At 62.6% G+C, this 17,372-nt stretch carries 11 protein-coding genes; 10 read left to right on the top strand and 1 reads right to left on the bottom strand.

Features of this window, described 5'->3' with window-relative positions; genetic code table 11:
- The first annotated feature begins 106 nt into the window (after window positions 1–106).
- The 4 genes from BA190_RS05840 (at window position 107) to BA190_RS05825 (ending at window position 9,364) form a co-directional block, all read left to right on the top strand.
- Window positions 107–1,273 carry an efflux RND transporter periplasmic adaptor subunit gene (locus BA190_RS05840; protein WP_068284203.1) on the top strand — a complete coding sequence of 389 codons (1,167 nt, stop codon included), beginning with the start codon at window positions 107–109 and terminating at the stop codon, window positions 1,271–1,273.
- A 15-nt stretch (window positions 1,274–1,288) separates the two neighbouring features.
- Window positions 1,289–4,513 (top strand): efflux RND transporter permease subunit, encoded by a 3,225-nt coding sequence (locus BA190_RS05835; RefSeq protein ID WP_068284083.1) that lies wholly within the window; start codon window positions 1,289–1,291, stop codon window positions 4,511–4,513.
- A gap of 408 nt (window positions 4,514–4,921) precedes the next feature.
- Window positions 4,922–6,889 (top strand): BTAD domain-containing putative transcriptional regulator, encoded by a 1,968-nt coding sequence (locus BA190_RS05830; protein ID WP_068284200.1) that lies wholly within the window; start codon window positions 4,922–4,924, stop codon window positions 6,887–6,889.
- Window positions 6,890–7,396: 507 nt separating this feature from the next.
- Window positions 7,397–9,364, top strand: coding sequence for a BTAD domain-containing putative transcriptional regulator (locus BA190_RS05825; RefSeq protein ID WP_068284080.1), 1,968 nt, complete (start codon window positions 7,397–7,399; stop codon window positions 9,362–9,364).
- 57 nt (window positions 9,365–9,421) lie between these two features.
- On the opposite strand, the gene BA190_RS35720 is transcribed toward BA190_RS05825, so the two are convergent.
- Window positions 9,422–9,901, bottom strand: coding sequence for a hypothetical protein (locus BA190_RS35720; RefSeq protein ID WP_156771375.1), 480 nt, complete (start codon window positions 9,899–9,901; stop codon window positions 9,422–9,424).
- A gap of 140 nt (window positions 9,902–10,041) precedes the next feature.
- Here BA190_RS35720 and BA190_RS05815 point away from each other — a divergent pair, with 140 nt between their 5' ends.
- The 6 genes from BA190_RS05815 (at window position 10,042) to BA190_RS05790 (ending at window position 17,237) form a co-directional block, all read left to right on the top strand.
- Window positions 10,042–10,668: an FMN-binding negative transcriptional regulator gene (locus BA190_RS05815; protein WP_068284076.1), complete on the top strand. Its 627-nt coding sequence runs from the start codon at window positions 10,042–10,044 to the stop codon at window positions 10,666–10,668.
- 30 nt (window positions 10,669–10,698) lie between these two features.
- The gene (locus BA190_RS05810) at window positions 10,699–11,877 is read left to right on the top strand and encodes a YcaO-like family protein (RefSeq protein ID WP_068284073.1); all 1,179 of its coding nucleotides are present in this window, start codon (window positions 10,699–10,701) and stop codon (window positions 11,875–11,877) included.
- A gap of 562 nt (window positions 11,878–12,439) precedes the next feature.
- The gene (locus BA190_RS05805; RefSeq protein WP_068284070.1) at window positions 12,440–14,407 is read left to right on the top strand and encodes a BTAD domain-containing putative transcriptional regulator; all 1,968 of its coding nucleotides are present in this window, start codon (window positions 12,440–12,442) and stop codon (window positions 14,405–14,407) included.
- A 171-nt stretch (window positions 14,408–14,578) separates the two neighbouring features.
- Entirely contained in the window at window positions 14,579–15,232 is a 654-nt protein-coding gene (locus tag BA190_RS05800) for a hypothetical protein (RefSeq protein WP_068284067.1), read from the top strand.
- Window positions 15,232–16,503 (top strand): YcaO-like family protein, encoded by a 1,272-nt coding sequence (locus tag BA190_RS05795; protein ID WP_082979485.1) that lies wholly within the window; start codon window positions 15,232–15,234, stop codon window positions 16,501–16,503. Before BA190_RS05800 ends, BA190_RS05795 begins: the two co-directional genes overlap by 1 nt.
- Window positions 16,500–17,237 (top strand): TfuA-like protein, encoded by a 738-nt coding sequence (locus tag BA190_RS05790; RefSeq protein WP_068284062.1) that lies wholly within the window; start codon window positions 16,500–16,502, stop codon window positions 17,235–17,237. Before BA190_RS05795 ends, BA190_RS05790 begins: the two co-directional genes overlap by 4 nt.
- Window positions 17,238–17,372: the final 135 nt, after the last annotated feature.

Below are 17,372 nucleotides of genomic sequence, written 5' to 3'. Positions count from 1 at the left end.
GGCTGGGAAATCCTGCAGAATTTCCAGACGCCAGCTCCAGCGCCCGCGACAGGCCATTCAGCCATGCGGGCGGCTTGGTTGAAGCGCTTTGCTTGCGAGGATGCCCATGTCGTTGTTGCGTTGCAAATTGAGTCGGCTGGCCGCCGGCGTGCTGGCATTGACGGCCGTCGAGGGGGTGGGCATCGCGCTTGCCCAGCAGATGCCTGCCATGCCGGTGACGGTGGCCAACCCGGTCGCCCGCAAGATCACCGAATCGGTCGAATTCACCGGTCGCTTCCAGGCCTGGCCGCAGGTGAACATCACCTCACGCGTCACCGGCTATCTCGACAAGTCGAGCTTCGTGGAAGGCTCCCTGGTCAAGGAGGGCGACGTGCTGTTCTCGATCGACCCGCGTCCGTTCCAGGCCGCGGTCGACCAGGCGGCCGCCCAGGTGAAGATCACACAGACCCGGATCGACCTGACCAAGGCCAATCTGGCGCGTGCCGAAGCCCTGAAGAAGACCGGCAACGTTACCGATGCCACCTACCAGGCCAACCTCCAGGCCTATCAGGAAGCGGCCGCCTCGATCGATTCGGCCAGCGCGGCGCTGGCGACGGCCAAGCTCGACCTCAACTACGCCACCATCACCGCCCCGATCTCGGGCAGGATCACCCGCCAGCTCGTCTCGCGCGGCAATCTGGTGGTGGCCAACTCGACCTCGCCGCTGGTTTCGATCGTCGCCGTCGATCCGATCTATTTCTACTTCGATCTCGACGAAGCGAGCTACCTTGCCTATCAGCGGGCCTCCAGGGGCAAGCTGGACACCGGCGGTAAGGATCCCACGCTGAAGGTCGAGATCGGCCTGTCGGACGAGAAGGGGTTCTCCCATAAGGGAACGCTCGACTATATCGCGCCCCAGGTCGACGCTCAGACCGGCACCGTCACGGCCCGCGCCAAGGTCGACAATCCCGATGGCTTCCTCACATCCGGCCTGTTCGGGCGCATCCGCATCACCATCGGCGAGCCCTATGAGGCGCTGGTCGTGCCGGATGTGGCGGTGAGCCAGTCGGCACAGGGGCGCACCGTCATCGTGGTCGGCGCCGACAAGATCGCCAATCCGCGCGTGGTGGAACTGGGGCCGAAATTCGGCTCGTTCCGCGTGGTCAAGTCGGGTCTCAAGCCCGAGGATCAGGTGCTGATCAACGGCCAGATGCGCGCCCGCCCGGGTGGCGAGGTCGTGCCGCAACCCACCAAGCTGGACGTGCCGGAAACGCTCGTTCCTGACCCGAACTGATCGGGAGCGCAGCCCATGAAATTCGGCCATTTCTTCGTCGACCGCCCGATCTTTGCCGCCGTCGTCTCGATCGTCACGGTGGTGATCGGGCTCGTTTCCTATGTCGGCCTGCCGATCGCCCAGTTCCCGCAGATCGCCCCGCCGACGGTGGTGATCAACGCCACCTATCCCGGCGCCAACGCCCAGACCATCGCCGAGACGGTGGCGGCGCCGTTGGAGCAGTCGATCAACGGCGTGGAAGGGATGATCTATCAGACTTCCCAGGCCACCAATGACGGCTCGCTGCAGATCACCGTCACCTTCGCCACCGGCACCGATCTCGACATCGCCCAGGTGCAGGTGCAGAACCGCGTCTCCTCGGCGGAGCCGCGCCTGCCGGCCGAGGTGCGGGCTCTCGGCATCACGGTCAACAAGTCGTCTTCCGACTTCCTCTTGATCGTCACGCTCTATTCGCCGGATAATTCGCTGAACGACTATGGCATCTCCGACTATGCCATTCTCAACGTCAACGACATCCTGGCCCGCGTCGACGGTGTCGGCTCGACCTTCGCCTTCGGCCTGCGCGAACCCTCGCTGCGCGTCTGGCTCGATCCGAACCGGCTTGCCAGCTTCGATTTGACGGCGGGTGAGGTCGTCCAGGCCCTGCGCGAGCAAAACGTGCAGGTCTCCGGCGGCACGCTCGGTGCCCAACCCTCACCCAACAACACCACCAGCGAGATCACGGTCACCACCCAGGGCCGTTTCCAGGACGCCGAGCAGTTCCGGAACGTCATCATCAAGTCGACCCCGGATGGCCGCCTGCTCAAGCTGAGGGACGTCGCCCGCGTCGAGGTCGGCGCCAAGCAATACAGTTCCAACCTCTATCTCGACAGCCAGCCGACGGTGGGCATCGCCGTGCTGCAGCGTCCGGGCAGCAATGCGCTTGCGACCGCCGATCGCGTCAAGGCCAAGATGGACGATCTGGCCAAGGCCTTTCCGCCGGGGCTGAAATATTCCATCGTCTACAATCCCACCGAATTCGTCTCCGCCTCGATCGAAGCCGTCTACGAGACCTTCTTCGAGGCGATCGTGCTGGTGGTGATCGTCGTCTTCGTCTTCCTGCAATCCTGGCGCGCAGCGATCATCCCGATCATCGCCATTCCCGTCTCGATCATCGGCACCTTCGCGGTGATGGCGGGGCTCGGCTTCTCGCTCAACATGCTCACACTGTTCGGGCTGATCCTGGCGGTGGGCATCGTGGTCGACGACGCCATCGTGGTGGTGGAGAATGTCGAGCGCAACATCCATGACGGCATGACGCCCAACCGGGCCGCCCATGTCACCATGGACGAGGTCGGCCGCGCCGTCATCGCGATCGCCCTGGTGCTGTGCGCGGTGTTCGTGCCGACCGCCTTCATTCCGGGCATATCGGGGCTGTTCTACCAGCAGTTCGCGGTGACAATCGCGGCCGCCACGGTGATCTCGGCCTTCAACTCGCTGACCTTGTCGCCGGCGCTCGCCGCCCTGTTGCTCAAGCCGCATGACCCGGAGCATCGCAGCCGCTTCTTCCTGTTCCGCTGGCTCCGGGCAGCGGGCGACGGCTTTAACCGTGGCTTCGACAGGATGTCGCGCGGCTATGGCGGTTCAGTCGGCTTTGCCGCTCGCCACAAGCTGTTGTTCCTGGCCATTTATGGAGGCCTGCTCTACGCCACCTTCTATGTCTACACCAAGGTGCCGACGGGCTTCGTGCCGGAATCGGACCAGGGCTACGCCATCGTCGTGGTGCAGTTGCCCGACGGTGCGTCGCTGGAACGCACCGACGCCGTGGTGCGCAAGGCGCAGCAGATCGCGGCAGGCAGCCCGGGCGTTGCCCATGTCATCGGTGTCGCCGGCTTCTCGGGCGCGACCTTCACCGCCGCTTCGAATGCGGCCACCATCTTCGTGCCATTCAAGCCGTTCGACGAACGCCTGAAGGAGGGATTGTCGGCGCAGGCCATCGTGGGCGAATTGCAAAAGCGCGTCTTCGCCATCGAGGAGGGCTTCGTCTTCGTGATTCCGCCACCCACCATCCAGGGGCTCGGCACCGGCGCCGGCTTCAAGATGCAGGTGCAGGATCGCGGCGGCGTCGGGCCTGAGGCGCTGATGCAGGCCGCCAATGCCCTGATCGGCAAGGCCAATCAGACGCCGGGCCTCACCCAGGTCTACACCACGCTGTCCAACAATGGCCCGCAGCTCTTCGTCAATGTCGACCGCATCAAGGCGCGCATGCTCAACGTGCCGATCGGCAATATCTTCGAGGCGATGCAGGTCTATGTCGGTTCGGCTTATGTCAACGACTTCACCCGGCTGGGGCGTGCCTTCCAGGTGAATGCCCAGGCCGAAGGACGCGACCGCCTCAACAAGGAAGATCTCACCCGCCTCAAGGTGCGCAGCAGCACCGGTGCCCTGGTGCCGCTCGGCTCGCTGATCTCCTTCGAGGAACGCACCGGCCCCGACACGGTGATGCGCCACAATCTCTATCCGGCCGTCTATGTCAGCGGCTCGGGCCTGCCCGGCGTGTCCTCCACCACGGCGCTCGACCTGATGGAGAAGGCGGCGGCCGAGGTGCTGCCGCCGGGCGTGGGCTATGAATGGACCGAGATCGCCTTCCAGGAACGCTCGGTCGGCAACACGATCTATTTCGTGTTCGGCATTGCCGTGCTGTTCGTCTTCCTGTTCCTGGCCGCCCAGTATGAAAGCTGGTCGCTGCCGCTCGCCATCATCCTGATCGTGCCGCTTTCCATCCTGGCGGCGCTACTCGGGGGCATGGCACGCGGCTTGCCGATCTTCGGCGGCTGGTGGTTCAAGGTGATGGACAACAACATCATGACGCAGATCTCCTTCGTCATGCTGATCGGCCTTGCCGCCAAGAACGCCATCCTGATCGTGGAGTTCGCGCGCCAGCGCGAGGACCATGGCGACACGCCCTGGCAGGCCGTGGTCGAGGCCTGCCGGCTGCGCCTGCGCCCGATCCTGATGACTTCCTTCGCCTTCATCCTCGGTGCGGTGCCGCTGATGATCGCCACCGGTCCGGGCTCGGAACTGCGCCAGGCCATCGGCACGGCCGTGGTCTTCGGCATGAGCGGGGTGACCTTCCTCGGCCTCTTCCTCACGCCGGTGTTCTACGTCACCATTCGGCTGATCGTGCGCAAGCTCTTCCGCGAGAAGCCCAAGCCGTCGACGGTGACGCCGGCGACGATGGGCGAGCCGGAAGGCAGCTGAGGCCGGCTGCGGCTCCAGGATTCAGCCCTTGGCGGGCCGGCATGCCGGCCCGCCAAGGATGACACGGCAAATCGCTCTCTTTCTGAGGTAATATGATAGGGAATAGAGCGGGCAAAGAGGCTTTGCAGTCCCTTTGATTGACTCGTCACACAATGTTGACCATTCTCAACCGCGCAGCACGGTTCGGGGCATAGTCGCGGATCGTTCTGACGATACTCAGATGTACGTGGGCCCCGGCAGCTTTGTCGCGCTGGGGCAGTTCATCCGGCCTGGGTCTCGATGAGGAGAAGATCGGCACCGACGTCATTACTGACGTGAGGCTGTGTTTGGCTTCATGTGTGTGATCTTCACCATCGAGACTCTCTAGCGTTGCACCTCTCAGGAGGCGCCGAGGTCGTGGTGGGCAAGATGGATGACAAGCCTTTCATAGCGCTTCGCCTGGTCGGTATTCCCCATCTCACGGTGGCGGGAGAGGGGGTGTTTCCCGCCAAGGGTTATGTCCTGGTCGCCATGCTGCTGCTGGCCGGCAGCCGACGCATGAGCCGCCAGGCCATCGCCGCCCTGCTTTGGGACGATGCGCCCGAGGAAAAGGCGCTCACCAATCTGCGCCAGCTGCTCGTCCGCATCCACAGGACATGGCCCTATGCCGACCCGCTGGTGGAGACCAGCGGACCCCACCTGACCGCAGGGCCTGGCGCTGACCGTAGCGACCTTGCCGCGCTCCTGCGCCTGGCGAAATCGGGCGTGCTGGCCGAGAGGGTGCAGGCCGTCCTGCTCGCCAAGGGCGATTTGCTCGACAGCATGGATTCGGGCGGTCCCGAATTGTCGCAATGGTTCCGCAGTGAACGCGAACGCTTCCGCCGCATCGTGCTCACCTTGGCCTCCGAGGTCCTGGTCGAGATGACCCGCTACGGTCGTGCGCCCGAGCGAGAGATCGATCTCATCGGCGAGGTCATGCTGGCGCTTGAGCCGGAACGGGAGGAGAGCTACCGCGTCCTGATCGAAGCCTATGGCCGCAACGGCAACATTCCGGCGGTGAATCGGGTTCATGCCGGCCTGACCGACATGCTTCGTCGCGAATTCGGAACGGAGCCCCGGCCCCAGACTATAGCCACCGTGCGTCGCATTCTCGCCAGCGCGCCGCAGCCACGAGTGCAGGTGAGCAGCGAAACGCGCAATGTGCCGGATGAACGCCCGCTTCAGGCGAACCCTGCCGTGCCTCGCCTGCCTGGCTTGCCGCGAGTGGCGTTGTTTCCGCCGCGCCCGATACCCGGTCGCATGCTGGATCCCCTGCATCGGGCCCTGATCGAGGACGTTGCCAACGACCTGTCGCGCCACCGTACTTTCGCGGTTCTCGCACCGCACAGCAGTTTCCATGTCGCCGATGCGGGCGATGCCAGGCGCTTTGCCAGCCTGTGCAGCGCTTATTTGATCACCGGCTTCATGGTGCCGGGCAGCGAGCGCATGGCCCTGCGGCTGACACGGCAGCCGGATGAGGAAATCGTCTGGGCCGCCGAATATCTGGTTTCGCCCGAGCGGCTGGCGCTTTCCTTCCGGCTGATCACGCGGCAGATCGCCGCCACCCTTGCCAATGAGATCGAACGCGACCAGCTCGATCGCGCCCGCGCCGATCCCAAGCCGGCGGCCTATTGCCATTATCTCGAAGGACAGGCCCGCCTACACAGCTTCGACCTCGCCCGTCTGCGCCGGGCGCGGGCCGAGTTCAAGCTGGCTACCGAGGAAGACGGGGATTTCGCGCCCTCGCGCGCCCGCATTGCCCAGACCCTGCAACTCGAATGGCTGATGCTGGGGGGCACGGATCCATCCCTGCTCAACAAGGCCCGGGCGGAAGCGGATCTGGCGATGAAGATCGATCCTGGTCACGGCACGGGCCATTGGATGTCGGCCGTGGTGGCGCTCTATCAGCATGATTTCGACTATACCGCCGAAAAGTTCATGGAAGCGGAGGTCCTTAACCCGCATTCGGCCGATCTGCTGGTTCACCACGCCGATGCGCTTTCCCATCTTGGCGAGCCGGAACTGGGCTGGGAGCGCTTCCAGCGGGCCCTGGAACTCAACCCCTTCCCGCCGGATTATTATTGGTGGTCCGGTGCCACCATCGCCATCCGTCGCCGGCGCTTCGAGGAAGCAATCGAGCTGTGCGCCCGGATGGAGAACGACGAATCGGCCATCCGGGTGCTGGCCATGGGCCATGGCTTCGTCGGCGATACCGCGATGGCCCGTCACTATGGGCGGCGGGTCATGGACACCTATCCGGGCATGTCCGCCCTCGACCTTGCACGCCTGGCACCGGATCGCCGCCAGGAGGACGTCGAGTTCTGTGCCCAAGGCCTGCGCCTCGCCGGTCTTTCCTGAAGAAGAGGCGGCTGGCGCGGGGGAAATCAAGAAGAGTCCAGTCGGCCGCGCGGATACCCGAAGTTTCAAGCGATTGGCTTCCTTAAATGTATTGTCGGTGTGCGGCGCTCGATATTTTCCTGCGTCTGACTTTGTTCGACTGCTTTATTTAAAGAATTGAATTATGATTTATTTTATAATTTCAAGATTAATCATATAATTTAAGGTATAGGCGTAGAGGTCATTCCTTGTCATCATTTTATAAATGAACTTCTTGATCGAGGGTGATGTGATATTCATGATTCCGTTTCTGTGTGACTCGGGCGTGAAGTCTGGTGAGGAATCAGATTGGACTTGTTGACTTCAATGTGTTTGACGAACAAGTAGTAGATGTGGCGCATAGGTCGGGCATGGCCCGAAGGTTCTCATTCCGAATCACGAGATTTGTGATGGGAACGGCGGGGATCTGGCAAGTGGTGGCGGCATGCATGGGATGCCGGACCAGACTCCCCAGGCGAGGATAGTCGAATGGACGCTGAGGACGACATTGTTCTTCACTTGGTGGGCGTACCGCATGTTGCCAAACCAGTGGAGGGCGTGTTTCCGGGCAAGGGATATGTTCTCATTGCGATGCTGTTGCTTTGCGGCAGCCGGCGGATGAGCCGGCAGACTATTGCCGCGTTGCTGTGGGACGATGCTCCCGAAGAGAAGGCCCTCACCAATCTCCGGCAATTGCTGGCCCGCATCAACAGGTTCTGGCCGCTGGACGAGCCGCTGGTCGAGGTGGAAGGCTCTAATCTGATGGCCGGACCTGGAGCCGCCCGCAGCGACCTTGCCCAGATCATGGTGCGCCGCAAATCCCAGGTGCTGGCCGAGCGCGTGGCCGTCGTCAGGCTGGTGAAGGGAGACCTGCTCGACACGATCGACAGCGGCGGGCCCGATCTGTCGCAATGGTTCCGCAGCGAGCGTGAGCGCTTTCGTCGCCAGGTTCTGGGGCTGGCGGGCGAGGTGCTCATGGAGATGACCCAGTTCGCCCGTGCCAAGAAGAGCGACATCGACGAGATCGGCGAGCGCATGCTGGCGCTGGAACCGGAGCGGGAGGAGAGTTTCCGCGCACTGATGGAGGCCTATGGCCGGATCGGCGATATCGAGGAAGCCAACCGTGTCTTCGACGATCTGAAAAAGACCTTGCGCGATGAATTCGGCATCGAACCGAGGCCGGAAACGGTGGCCACGATGCGGCGTATCCTGGCGAACGCTCCTCGCCCTCGGCTGCAGGTCGTCGCGGAAGCCGAGGTGTCGGCGGCGATCGAGCAGGCTGTCCAACCTCCGGCCCTGCGCAATCTGGCGGGCCTGCCGCGCGTCTCCCTGTTCCCGCCGCAGCCGCGGCCGGGAGAGACCCTGCATCCCCTCTATCGCATGCTGATCGAGGACGTCGCCAACAGCCTGTCGCGTCACGCCACCTTTGCGGTGACGGCGCCGCATAGCAGTTTCGACGTGGCCGATACCGGGGATCGTGAAAGACTGGCCGCGCTGCGCTCGGGCTATCTCGTCACCGGCTTTCTGGTGCCCGGGAGCGAGAAGATGGCCCTGCGCCTGACCCGCAATCCCGGCGATGAGATCATCTGGGCGGCGGAATATCGGGTGGAACTGGAGGATCTGGTCGTTGCCTTCCGCATGATCTCGCATCGGATCGCGGTGACGCTGGCGAGCGAAATCGAGAGGGACCAGCTCGACCGCCTGCGGGCCGATCCCAAGCCGCTTGCCTATCGCCACTATCTGGAAGGGCACCTCCTGTTCAAGAATTGCGACCTGCCGCGCCTGCGGCGCGCGAGAGTGGAGTTTCAGAAAGCGGCGGCGATCGATATGGATTTCGCCGGCGCGAGGGGGGCGGTCTCCAATGCGCTGCAGCTGGAATGGCTCATGCTGGGAGCGAACGACCCTTCACTCCTGATGCAGGCCCGTCACGAAGCCGAGGCGGCAATCAACATCGATGCGGGCAACAGTGTCGGTCATTGGATGTCGGCGGTGATTGCGCTGCATCAGCGCGACTACGACAAGGCGGCGGAGCAATTCCTGGAAGCCGAGACGCTCAATCCCAATTCGGCCGACCTGTTGGAATCGCATGGCGACACCCTGGCGCATCTGGGCGATCCCGACGCGGGCTGGCAGAGGTTTCAGCGCGCCATCGAACTCAACCCCTTCCCGCCCGACCGCTATTGGTGGGGTGGGGCCACGATCGCTTATTTTCGCGAGGACTTCGACGGGGCGATCGACATGTGCGGCAAAATGGAGAACGATCAGTCCGTCCTGAGGATATTGGCAATATGCCATGGCAATCTCGGCAACAGGGAAGTCGCCAGGAGCTATGGTGCGCGTTTGAAGGATATGTATCCCGGAATCACCGCGGCGGATGTTGTAAATCTTACGCCGGATAAGAAAGGAAACATGAAAGAGGTTATTGTGCGCGGGCTCAGGGTAGCTGGGATAAGTTAATTCGCAGAATGCTTCTTCTTAATTTCATAATAAGAAAACTTAAAACCGTAAATTTACTCAAGAGAGGGTAGCATGGCTGGAATAAGACGAGATCGAGATCATATCTACATCATTGGCGACAGGGGCGTCGGCGTCTTCCTGATCAAGATGAGTCCCATCCGCATCGTTCGGATTCCCGACAAGGAGGTCCGTCGTTTTGGCAAGGAGAACAATTGCGATGGCTATGCGGCGGTCGCCGCCCTCTGCTGGCGGGTGATTGCCGACCACCGCGCTGCCAATGGTGAAGGCAAGCCGCTTGAGCCCGAGAATATCGTCGGCATCGCCTCGCTTGCCGAGGCCGGTGCGGAACTGAGCAATCTGGAGTTTTCGTTCGGCACGAACATGTCGGCTACGGCGATCGAAGCCGTCCGAGGCCGAAACCGTTCCCTGAAAATGGCGCTTTGCTATCTGACGCAGAGAACCGGCAACAATCTGCAGGATGCGGTGTTGCTCGATGACGGCAATGCCGACGATTTTGCCTGCTAGGGCATTTTTCAAGGACGTTGACGGACTTGTTGATCGAGGCAATGCGTCAAGACGGCGAGCTGGAGCAAAGTGCGATTTCGGATATCGTGCTTTGCTCCAAACGGTTCGGTTCTGTTTTGCGATGCCGAGTTCGTGGAAGTATGAGGTGAGCCTTGTATAACCCTCGATATTTCCGGGAAGAGCGCGTGGAGGTGCTTCACGCCTTGATGCGCGATCATCCGCTGGCGACGGTCGTCACCCATGAGCGGGGGCGCCTTCAGGCTAATCACATCCCCTTGTTCCTGGTGGCCGACAAGGGGCGCAAGGGCGTGTTGCGGGGCCATCTCAACCGTAACAATCATATGGCGGTCGATCACGACCCGGCCCTGGAGGTACTGGCGATCTTCCAGGGGCCGATGCACTATATCACGCCGAGCTGGTATGTCGACAAGGTGGAGGGCGGCAAGGCCGTGCCGACCTGGAACTACGTCACCGTCCATGTCCATGGCCGTTTGAGGTCGACCGAAAATCCGCGCTGGCTGCGCGAGCATGTCACCGCCCTGACCAATCTGGTCGAGGCCGGGCGATCACGGCCCTGGCAGCCCGAGAGTGCGCCGCCATCTTTCATGAAGGGGCAGATCAAGGGCATTATCGGGCTGGAGATCGCGATTACCAGCATCGAGGGCAAATGGAAGCTCAGTCAGAACCGGCCGGAGCCCTATCGCAGCAGCGTCATCGAAGGCTTGACGGCGGAGGGCGATGCGGTCATGGCGGACCTTATGACCAATACCACCAAATAGCCGGCTCATCGATTGATGACCGCCCCAACCATGAAGCCAGCATCTGCTTTCCATCATCCGCCTCTCGTGCCCTTTGGCATCACGCGGGTGGGCGACCTGACAGAGCTCGACATTGTCGGCATTCCCGTCTGGTTTGCGACCCGGCCCAATGCCCGTTCCATCGCCGTGAGCCAGGGCAAGGGATTGACGCATGAGCAGGCGCGCATATCCGCCATCATGGAGGCGGTGGAAGGCGCCGTCGCCGAGCAGACCAAGGCTTTGATCGCCGAATTCGGCACGGCGGAGGAGATGCTGACCCGCGGCCGGCGCCTGGTTCCGCTGGAAGAACTCGTGCGTTTCCGGGCCGAAGCCTATGACGAGGAGACCCCACGCGCCTGGGTGCGCGGCATTGCCCATGGCAGCGGGGAGCCGGTCTTCGCACCCTATGAACTCATCGGGCTCGACATGCGCGAGGAGTTTCCCTGGGATCGGGATGCCTTCCATATCAGCTCGGCGGGGCTTGCCGCCGGGCCGAGTTTCGAATTTGCCGCCCTGGCCGCTCTGCTGGAACTGGTGGAGCATGATGCGACCACCTTCTCCGATGCGTTCGGCCATCTCGAGGCGACGTCGCGCCAAATGCGCTGGCAGGCCGGCGTGCATGCGGGACTGGACGAGGCCGTCGCCAAGGTGTGCGCCGCCGGGCTGGAGCCGCGCTTCTTCGACAAGACCAATCGCCTCGGCCTGCCGGTGGTCAGCGCCGCGATCGTGCGGCCGGTGGTTGGCGAGGCGGGCGGCGGCGAGCGCTTTTCCGGGGGCGAGGCCTGCCGGCTCGATGCCGGAGCCGCTGCGCTGGCGGCCTTGCTGGAGGCGGTGCAATCGCGGCTCACCCATATTGGCGGGGCCCGCGACGATCTCGAGCCGGATTTCTACGAAACGCGGGGCGACACTCTGCCCGCTCCGGATCCGGGGGCGCCCGGTCTGGCCGAGTTCGCCGAGCGTCATCGCCAGCCGCCTCTACTGCGGGCGGAAGAGCGGACGCATGCCGCACAGCTCGACATCGTCGCAGGCAAGCTCGCGGAGGCCGGCCATGCGGAGATCTTTCTTTTCGATCTTCCAGGGCCGGTCGAGGGCGTGCATGTGGTGCGCGCCCTGGTGCCGGGCCTCAAGACTTTCGTGGAGGACGGCGTCTCCGATATCGGCCTGGAGGACCTGGTCGGAACGGTGGTGTGACCGTGCCGGCCGGAGCGCAATGACGGAAGTAGCAATGTAGAAGCAGGGAAAGCGCGTCTTTCCGGGAGTCCCGCTCATGGGGGCGAGGGAGATCCAAAAACCGAGAATCCCCGCTATTCTCTGGGAGATTGGCAGTATATTTTCGGAGAACCTCAACGCAGATTTATCTTTTCCGTGTAAATTTTATGTATTAATATTATTTGTTTATGTTTATTTTTTGTATTATTTATCTGTCAATGGTAATTGTTTCGATTTTGCGGGGGTGAGTTTCAATAAAATTACAGATTACCTAAGGATTTTTGAAAAAAATGCTTATTTTATACTTTCATGATTTGATGGCTGGTGTGACGCCGGTGTGACTTGAGGCGAGGATTCCCGGTCAATTCATTGACTTGAATAGATTTTGTAACACAGTGTCGCCACGGTTCACGAACTTGGCGGTGCTCGCGCGAGTTTCCCACGAGCGCGAGCCGGCGTTGTTCGGATCGATAGTGCCAGGCCTTATGGGGGAGCGGGCGCGGTTTTCGTCCGTCAACCATGCGAAGGGAGCTGGGATCGACGAATGAATGCTGAGCGGGACATGATCGTTCATCTGGTCGGCGTGCCTCACATGGCCAAGCCGACCGAGGGGGTATTTCCGGCCAAGGGTTACATTCTCATCGCCATGCTGCTGCTCGCCGGCAGCGGCCGGATGAGCCGTCAAGCGGTGGCGGCCTTGCTCTGGGATGATGCGCCCGAGGAGAAGGCGCTGACCAATCTGCGTCAGCTGCTGGTGCGCATTCACAGGTGCTGGCCTTATGAGGAGCCCCTGATCGAGACCAGCGGCTCCCATCTGATGGCTGGCTCCAGTGCGCATCGCTCCGATCTGGCGTGCATCCTTGCCCTGCAGAAATCGGCGGTGCTCGCCGAGCGGGTGGAGGCGGTGCTGCTGGCGCGAGGCGATCTCCTCGACACCGTCGACACCGGCGGCGGCGAACTGGCGCAATGGTTCCGCGGTGAGCGCGAACGCTTCCGCCGCCTCGTGCTCGGCTTGGCCGCCGATGTGCTGTTGGAAATGACCCGCTTTGGGCGTGCGCCCGAGCGTGAGATCGATATCATCGGCGAACGCATGCTGGCCCTGGAGCCGGAGCGCGAGGAAAGCTATCGAGCTTTGCTCGAGGCCTATGGGCGAAACGGCAATTTCGATGCGGTGAACCGCACCTATGCCACGCTCGTTTCCGTTCTGAAGCAGGAATTGGACAGCGAGCCGCGTCCCGAGACGATGGCGGCGATGCGGCGCATCCTGGCGAACGCGCCGAGAGCGCGGCTGCATGTGGTGTCGGACCGGTCCAGCGAGATGCAGGGCGACGCCGACCGGGAAGTCTCGGCAACGCGCAGCCTGGTCGGCCTGCCGAGGGTTGCCTTGTTCCCTCCCAAGGCGTTGGCGGGCGACAATCTCCATTATCTGCATCGTGCTCTCATCGAGGACGTGGCCAATGACCTGTCGCGCCATCGAACCTTCGCGGTGATTGCACCCCATAGCAGCTTCGAGGTCGCGGATTCGCCGGACGCAGAGCGGCTGGCCGCGCTGAGAAGCGGCTATCTCATTTCAGGCTTCATGCTTCCCGATGGCGAGCATATGGCTCTGAGACTGACGCGGCAGCCCGGCGCCGAGATCATCTGGGCGGCGGAATATCCGATCGGCCTGGACAAACTGCCTTCCACCTTCAGGCGCATTACCCGGCAGATCTCGTCGACGCTCGCGAGCGAGATCGAGCGCGACCAGCTCGACCGGATGCGGGCCGACCCGAAGCCGAACGCCTACCGGCATTATCTGGAAGGCCAGACCCGCCTGAAGAATTGCGACCTGCCGAAACTGCGCCGGGCCCGGGCGGAGTTCAAGCAGGCCATTGGCGAAGACCGGTACTTTGCGCCGGCCCATGCCCGCATCGCCCAGACCCTGCAGCTCGAATGGCTGATGCTCGGGGGGAATGATCCCTATCTCCTGCACCAGGCCCGTCACGAGGCCGAAACGGCGCTCGCCATCGATGGCGGCATCGGCGAGGGCCACTGGATGGCGGCGGTCGTCGCGCTTTATCAGCGTGATTTCGACTATGCGGCCGAGAAATTCCTGGTCGCAGAGGCGCTGAATCCGCATTCGGCTGACCTCTTGTCCCACCATGCCGATGCCCTGTCGCATCTCGGCTTCGCCGACACCGGTTGGGAGCGCTTCCAGCGGGCGCTGGAGCTCAATCCGTTCCCGCCGGACTATTACTGGTGGTTCGGTTGCACCATCGCGATCCGGCGCAGGGATTTCGCCACGGGAATTGAGCTTTGCAAGAACATGAGCAGCGAAGATGCGGTGCTGCGCGTCCTGGCCATGTGCCACGGCCTCATGGGCAATGTGGACGTGGCGCGCCAATATGGCAGGAAGCTCGCTGAAATGTATCCCGGCGCAACGGCGCTCGAGATGGCTCGTCTCGCACCGGATCGGCGCAGCGAAGACATCAATCTATGTGCGGAAGGATTAAGAATAGCCGGCTTGGATTGAGTTTGTCATCTCCAAAAATTATCGAATTTGACTTTAAATATAGAGATTAAAGTCTTTCACTCGTGTATTGGGGTGGCGTTGGATAGCAATTATCGATTTGTGCGAAATAAAATTCCATAAGCTGGCGTGCATTCGAGGGTTGCTGTCTTTTTGAAAGGAGCAGGAGGGGATATGTCCACCGAGCGGATGTTCGTCATCGGAAACCGGGGCGCCGGGGTTGTACTCATCAAGATGAGTCCGTTGCGCGTTGTCGAAATCAGTCACGATGAGATCGTGAAATACAGCCAGGCAACCTCGAGTGACGGCTACGCGAAAGTCGTTGCGGCCCTGTGGCGGCTGATGGCGGACTGCCGTGCGCCGACCGCATCGGGAAGCGGCATAGACCCCAGCAGTGCCCAGGGTATCGAAGCGCTCGTGGCTGCCGGCGTGCGGCTGTCCGAGGTCGATTTTGCATTCGGAACCGATATTTTCACGGATGCCAACGGCCAGTTGCATGCGGGGATCCAGAGCCAGGCCGGCGTCCAAAGTCAAGCTGGCGTGCAGTCCCAGGCAGGGGTGCAGTCCCAAGCCGGCGTACAGTCCCAAGCCGGCGTACAGTCCCAGGCTGGCGTTCAATCCCAGGCCGGTATCACCAATCAAGCCGGCATCACCAATCAGGCTGGGATTACCAACCAGGCCGGTATCCAACCCCATGCCGGCATCCAGACGACCATTCAATCGAATGCGGGCATCTATTCTCCGGTCGAGGCCGCGCTGCGGCAGCTGATCGGTTCGGACGGCGATACGCTGCAAAATGCGGTCCTGTCGGATGATGCCGGCAAATAATGCCTGATCAACTGCACCATCCTCTCGAAAGAGGGGAGTTGCTCCCGGCGGATCCAGGGAAGGCGGCGGATTGCGATTCGCCGTTTTCTCCGCAGTCATTGGCGCCGTTCCGCATCACACGCTGCGGTGACATCACTGGGCTTGATATCATCGGCATTCCCGTCTGGTTTGCGACGCGGCCCAATTCCCGGGCCTTGTCGGTCAGCCAGGGCAAGGGCCTGACGCATGAGCAGGCGCGGATCGGCGCCATCATGGAATCGATCGAGGGAGCGGTTGCCGAGCAGACGAAAGAACTGGTCTGCGAATTCGCGACGACGACGGAGATGGCAGCTCGCGGACGCAGGCTCGTGCCTCTCGAGAGATTGTCGCGCTGCAAATACGCTCTCTTCGATCCCCTGCGCCAGCGCGCCTGGGTCCGCGGCATCCATCAGCGGTCCGGTGCGGAGGTCTATGCGCCCTATGAACTGATCGGGCTCGATACGCGCGTGGGATTCCCCTGGGACTACAGGGCCTTTACCGTGGCGTCCACCGGCCTTGCCGCCGGGCGGACATTCGAGTTCGCCGCCACCCGGGCCTTGTTCGAAGCCATTGAACGGGATGCCACCCTGCCGGTGGAGCTCTTCGGGCTTTCCAGCGCTTTCGCACGGCAATTGCTGTGGCAGCCGGGCTTGCATGCCGGGCTCGACGAAGCCGTCGGCAAGGTGTCCGCCGCAGGCCTGGTTCCCCATTTCTACCATGTCAGGGGCAAGACGGACCTTCCCGTTGTCGGGGCTGTGATAAGCCGGCCCGTCTTGGACGAGCAAGGAGCCGGGGAGCGACTATCCGGGGGCTATGCCTGCCGCCTCGATGCAGGGGAGGCCATGCTGGCTGCGCTGCTGGAAGCGGTGCAGTCGCGCCTGACCAATATAGCCGGCGCTCGGGACGACATGGACCCTTCCCAATATTGCGTCGCGAGCAGCATCGTGCCCTTGCCAAGGGAAGAGGCGGTGACGCTGTCATTCCTGGCCGAGCGCTATCCCAGCCGAAGCAGTCTTTCGGACGCCGAGCGCCTGAGTGTGACGCTGCAGGCGCTGGCCAATGCCGGCTGCGAGGATGTCTTCCTGTTCGACCTCGCCTCTCCCTCACCCCTTGCCCATGTGGTAAGGATCCTGACACCGGGGCTGGGCGCCTATATGGAAGGCGACGTCGCCTCCGTCGGTGTCAATGACCTCATTCCCAGACAGACGACGGTTGGTGGACCGGCCGGAGCCGCCAGAGAAACCTGCCCATGACCACTATCCTTTTCACCGGTCCCAGCCTTCACGGCATCGACCCGACTTTGCTCCAGGGTTTTGCGGTGCGCCCGCCCGCGGGGTGCGGCGATGTGCTGGCGGCGGCGATGACGGGGGCCGAAGCCATCGGCCTGATCGACGGCGTCTTCGATCACGCCCCCTCGGTCTGGCACAAGGAGATCCTCTACGCGCTTAGCGAAGGCATTCCGGTCTATGGGGCCGCCTCGATGGGAGCGCTGCGCGGCGCCGAATGCGCCGCCTTCGGCATGATCGGTGTCGGTCGGATCTTCGAGGACTATGCGAGCGGGCGCCGGGTGGCGGATGCCGATGTCGGCGTGGCGCATGCGCCGGCCGAGTTCGGCTATGCGCCGCTCAGTCTGGCCCTGGTGGATGTCGAGGCAACGCTGGAGGCCGTCGCCGAGGCCGGAGCGCTGCCGGCCGCGAACTGCGAGGCCTTGCTGGCGGCAGCACGGCGCATGCATTTCAAGGAACGCACCTGGCCGGACGTCGTGGCCCTGTCCGGGCTTGCCGATGCCGTCCCGGTGGAAGCGGTGCTGGAGCGTCACGCCGTCAGCCAGAAGCAGGCAGACGCCCTGGCGCTGCTCGCCCGCATGCGGGCCGATGCCGGCAAGCCGTTCGCCAGGCCGAATTTCACTCTGTCGCAATCGGGCTTCTTCGCCGTGCTGCGACAGCGGGTGGAGGAAAGGCTGGAGGCGGAGGCGAACGAGGTTTGATACCAGCGGTCGAGATGTTTGACTCACGCGTCATTGCGAGCGTAGCGAAGCAATCGAGGAACCATGCCACCGCGGCTACGAGTCCTGGATTGCTTCGCTACGCTCGCAATGACGGTGCTTGATCGGCCTTCTTCC

It is taken from the genome of Labrys sp. WJW (assembly GCF_001676615.1).
In the GTDB taxonomy this organism is placed as follows: Bacteria; Pseudomonadota; Alphaproteobacteria; order Rhizobiales; family Labraceae; genus Labrys; species Labrys sedimenti.
The sequence above is the reverse complement of the archived record's forward strand: the minus strand, read 5'-3'. Positions and strand labels throughout refer to the sequence as shown.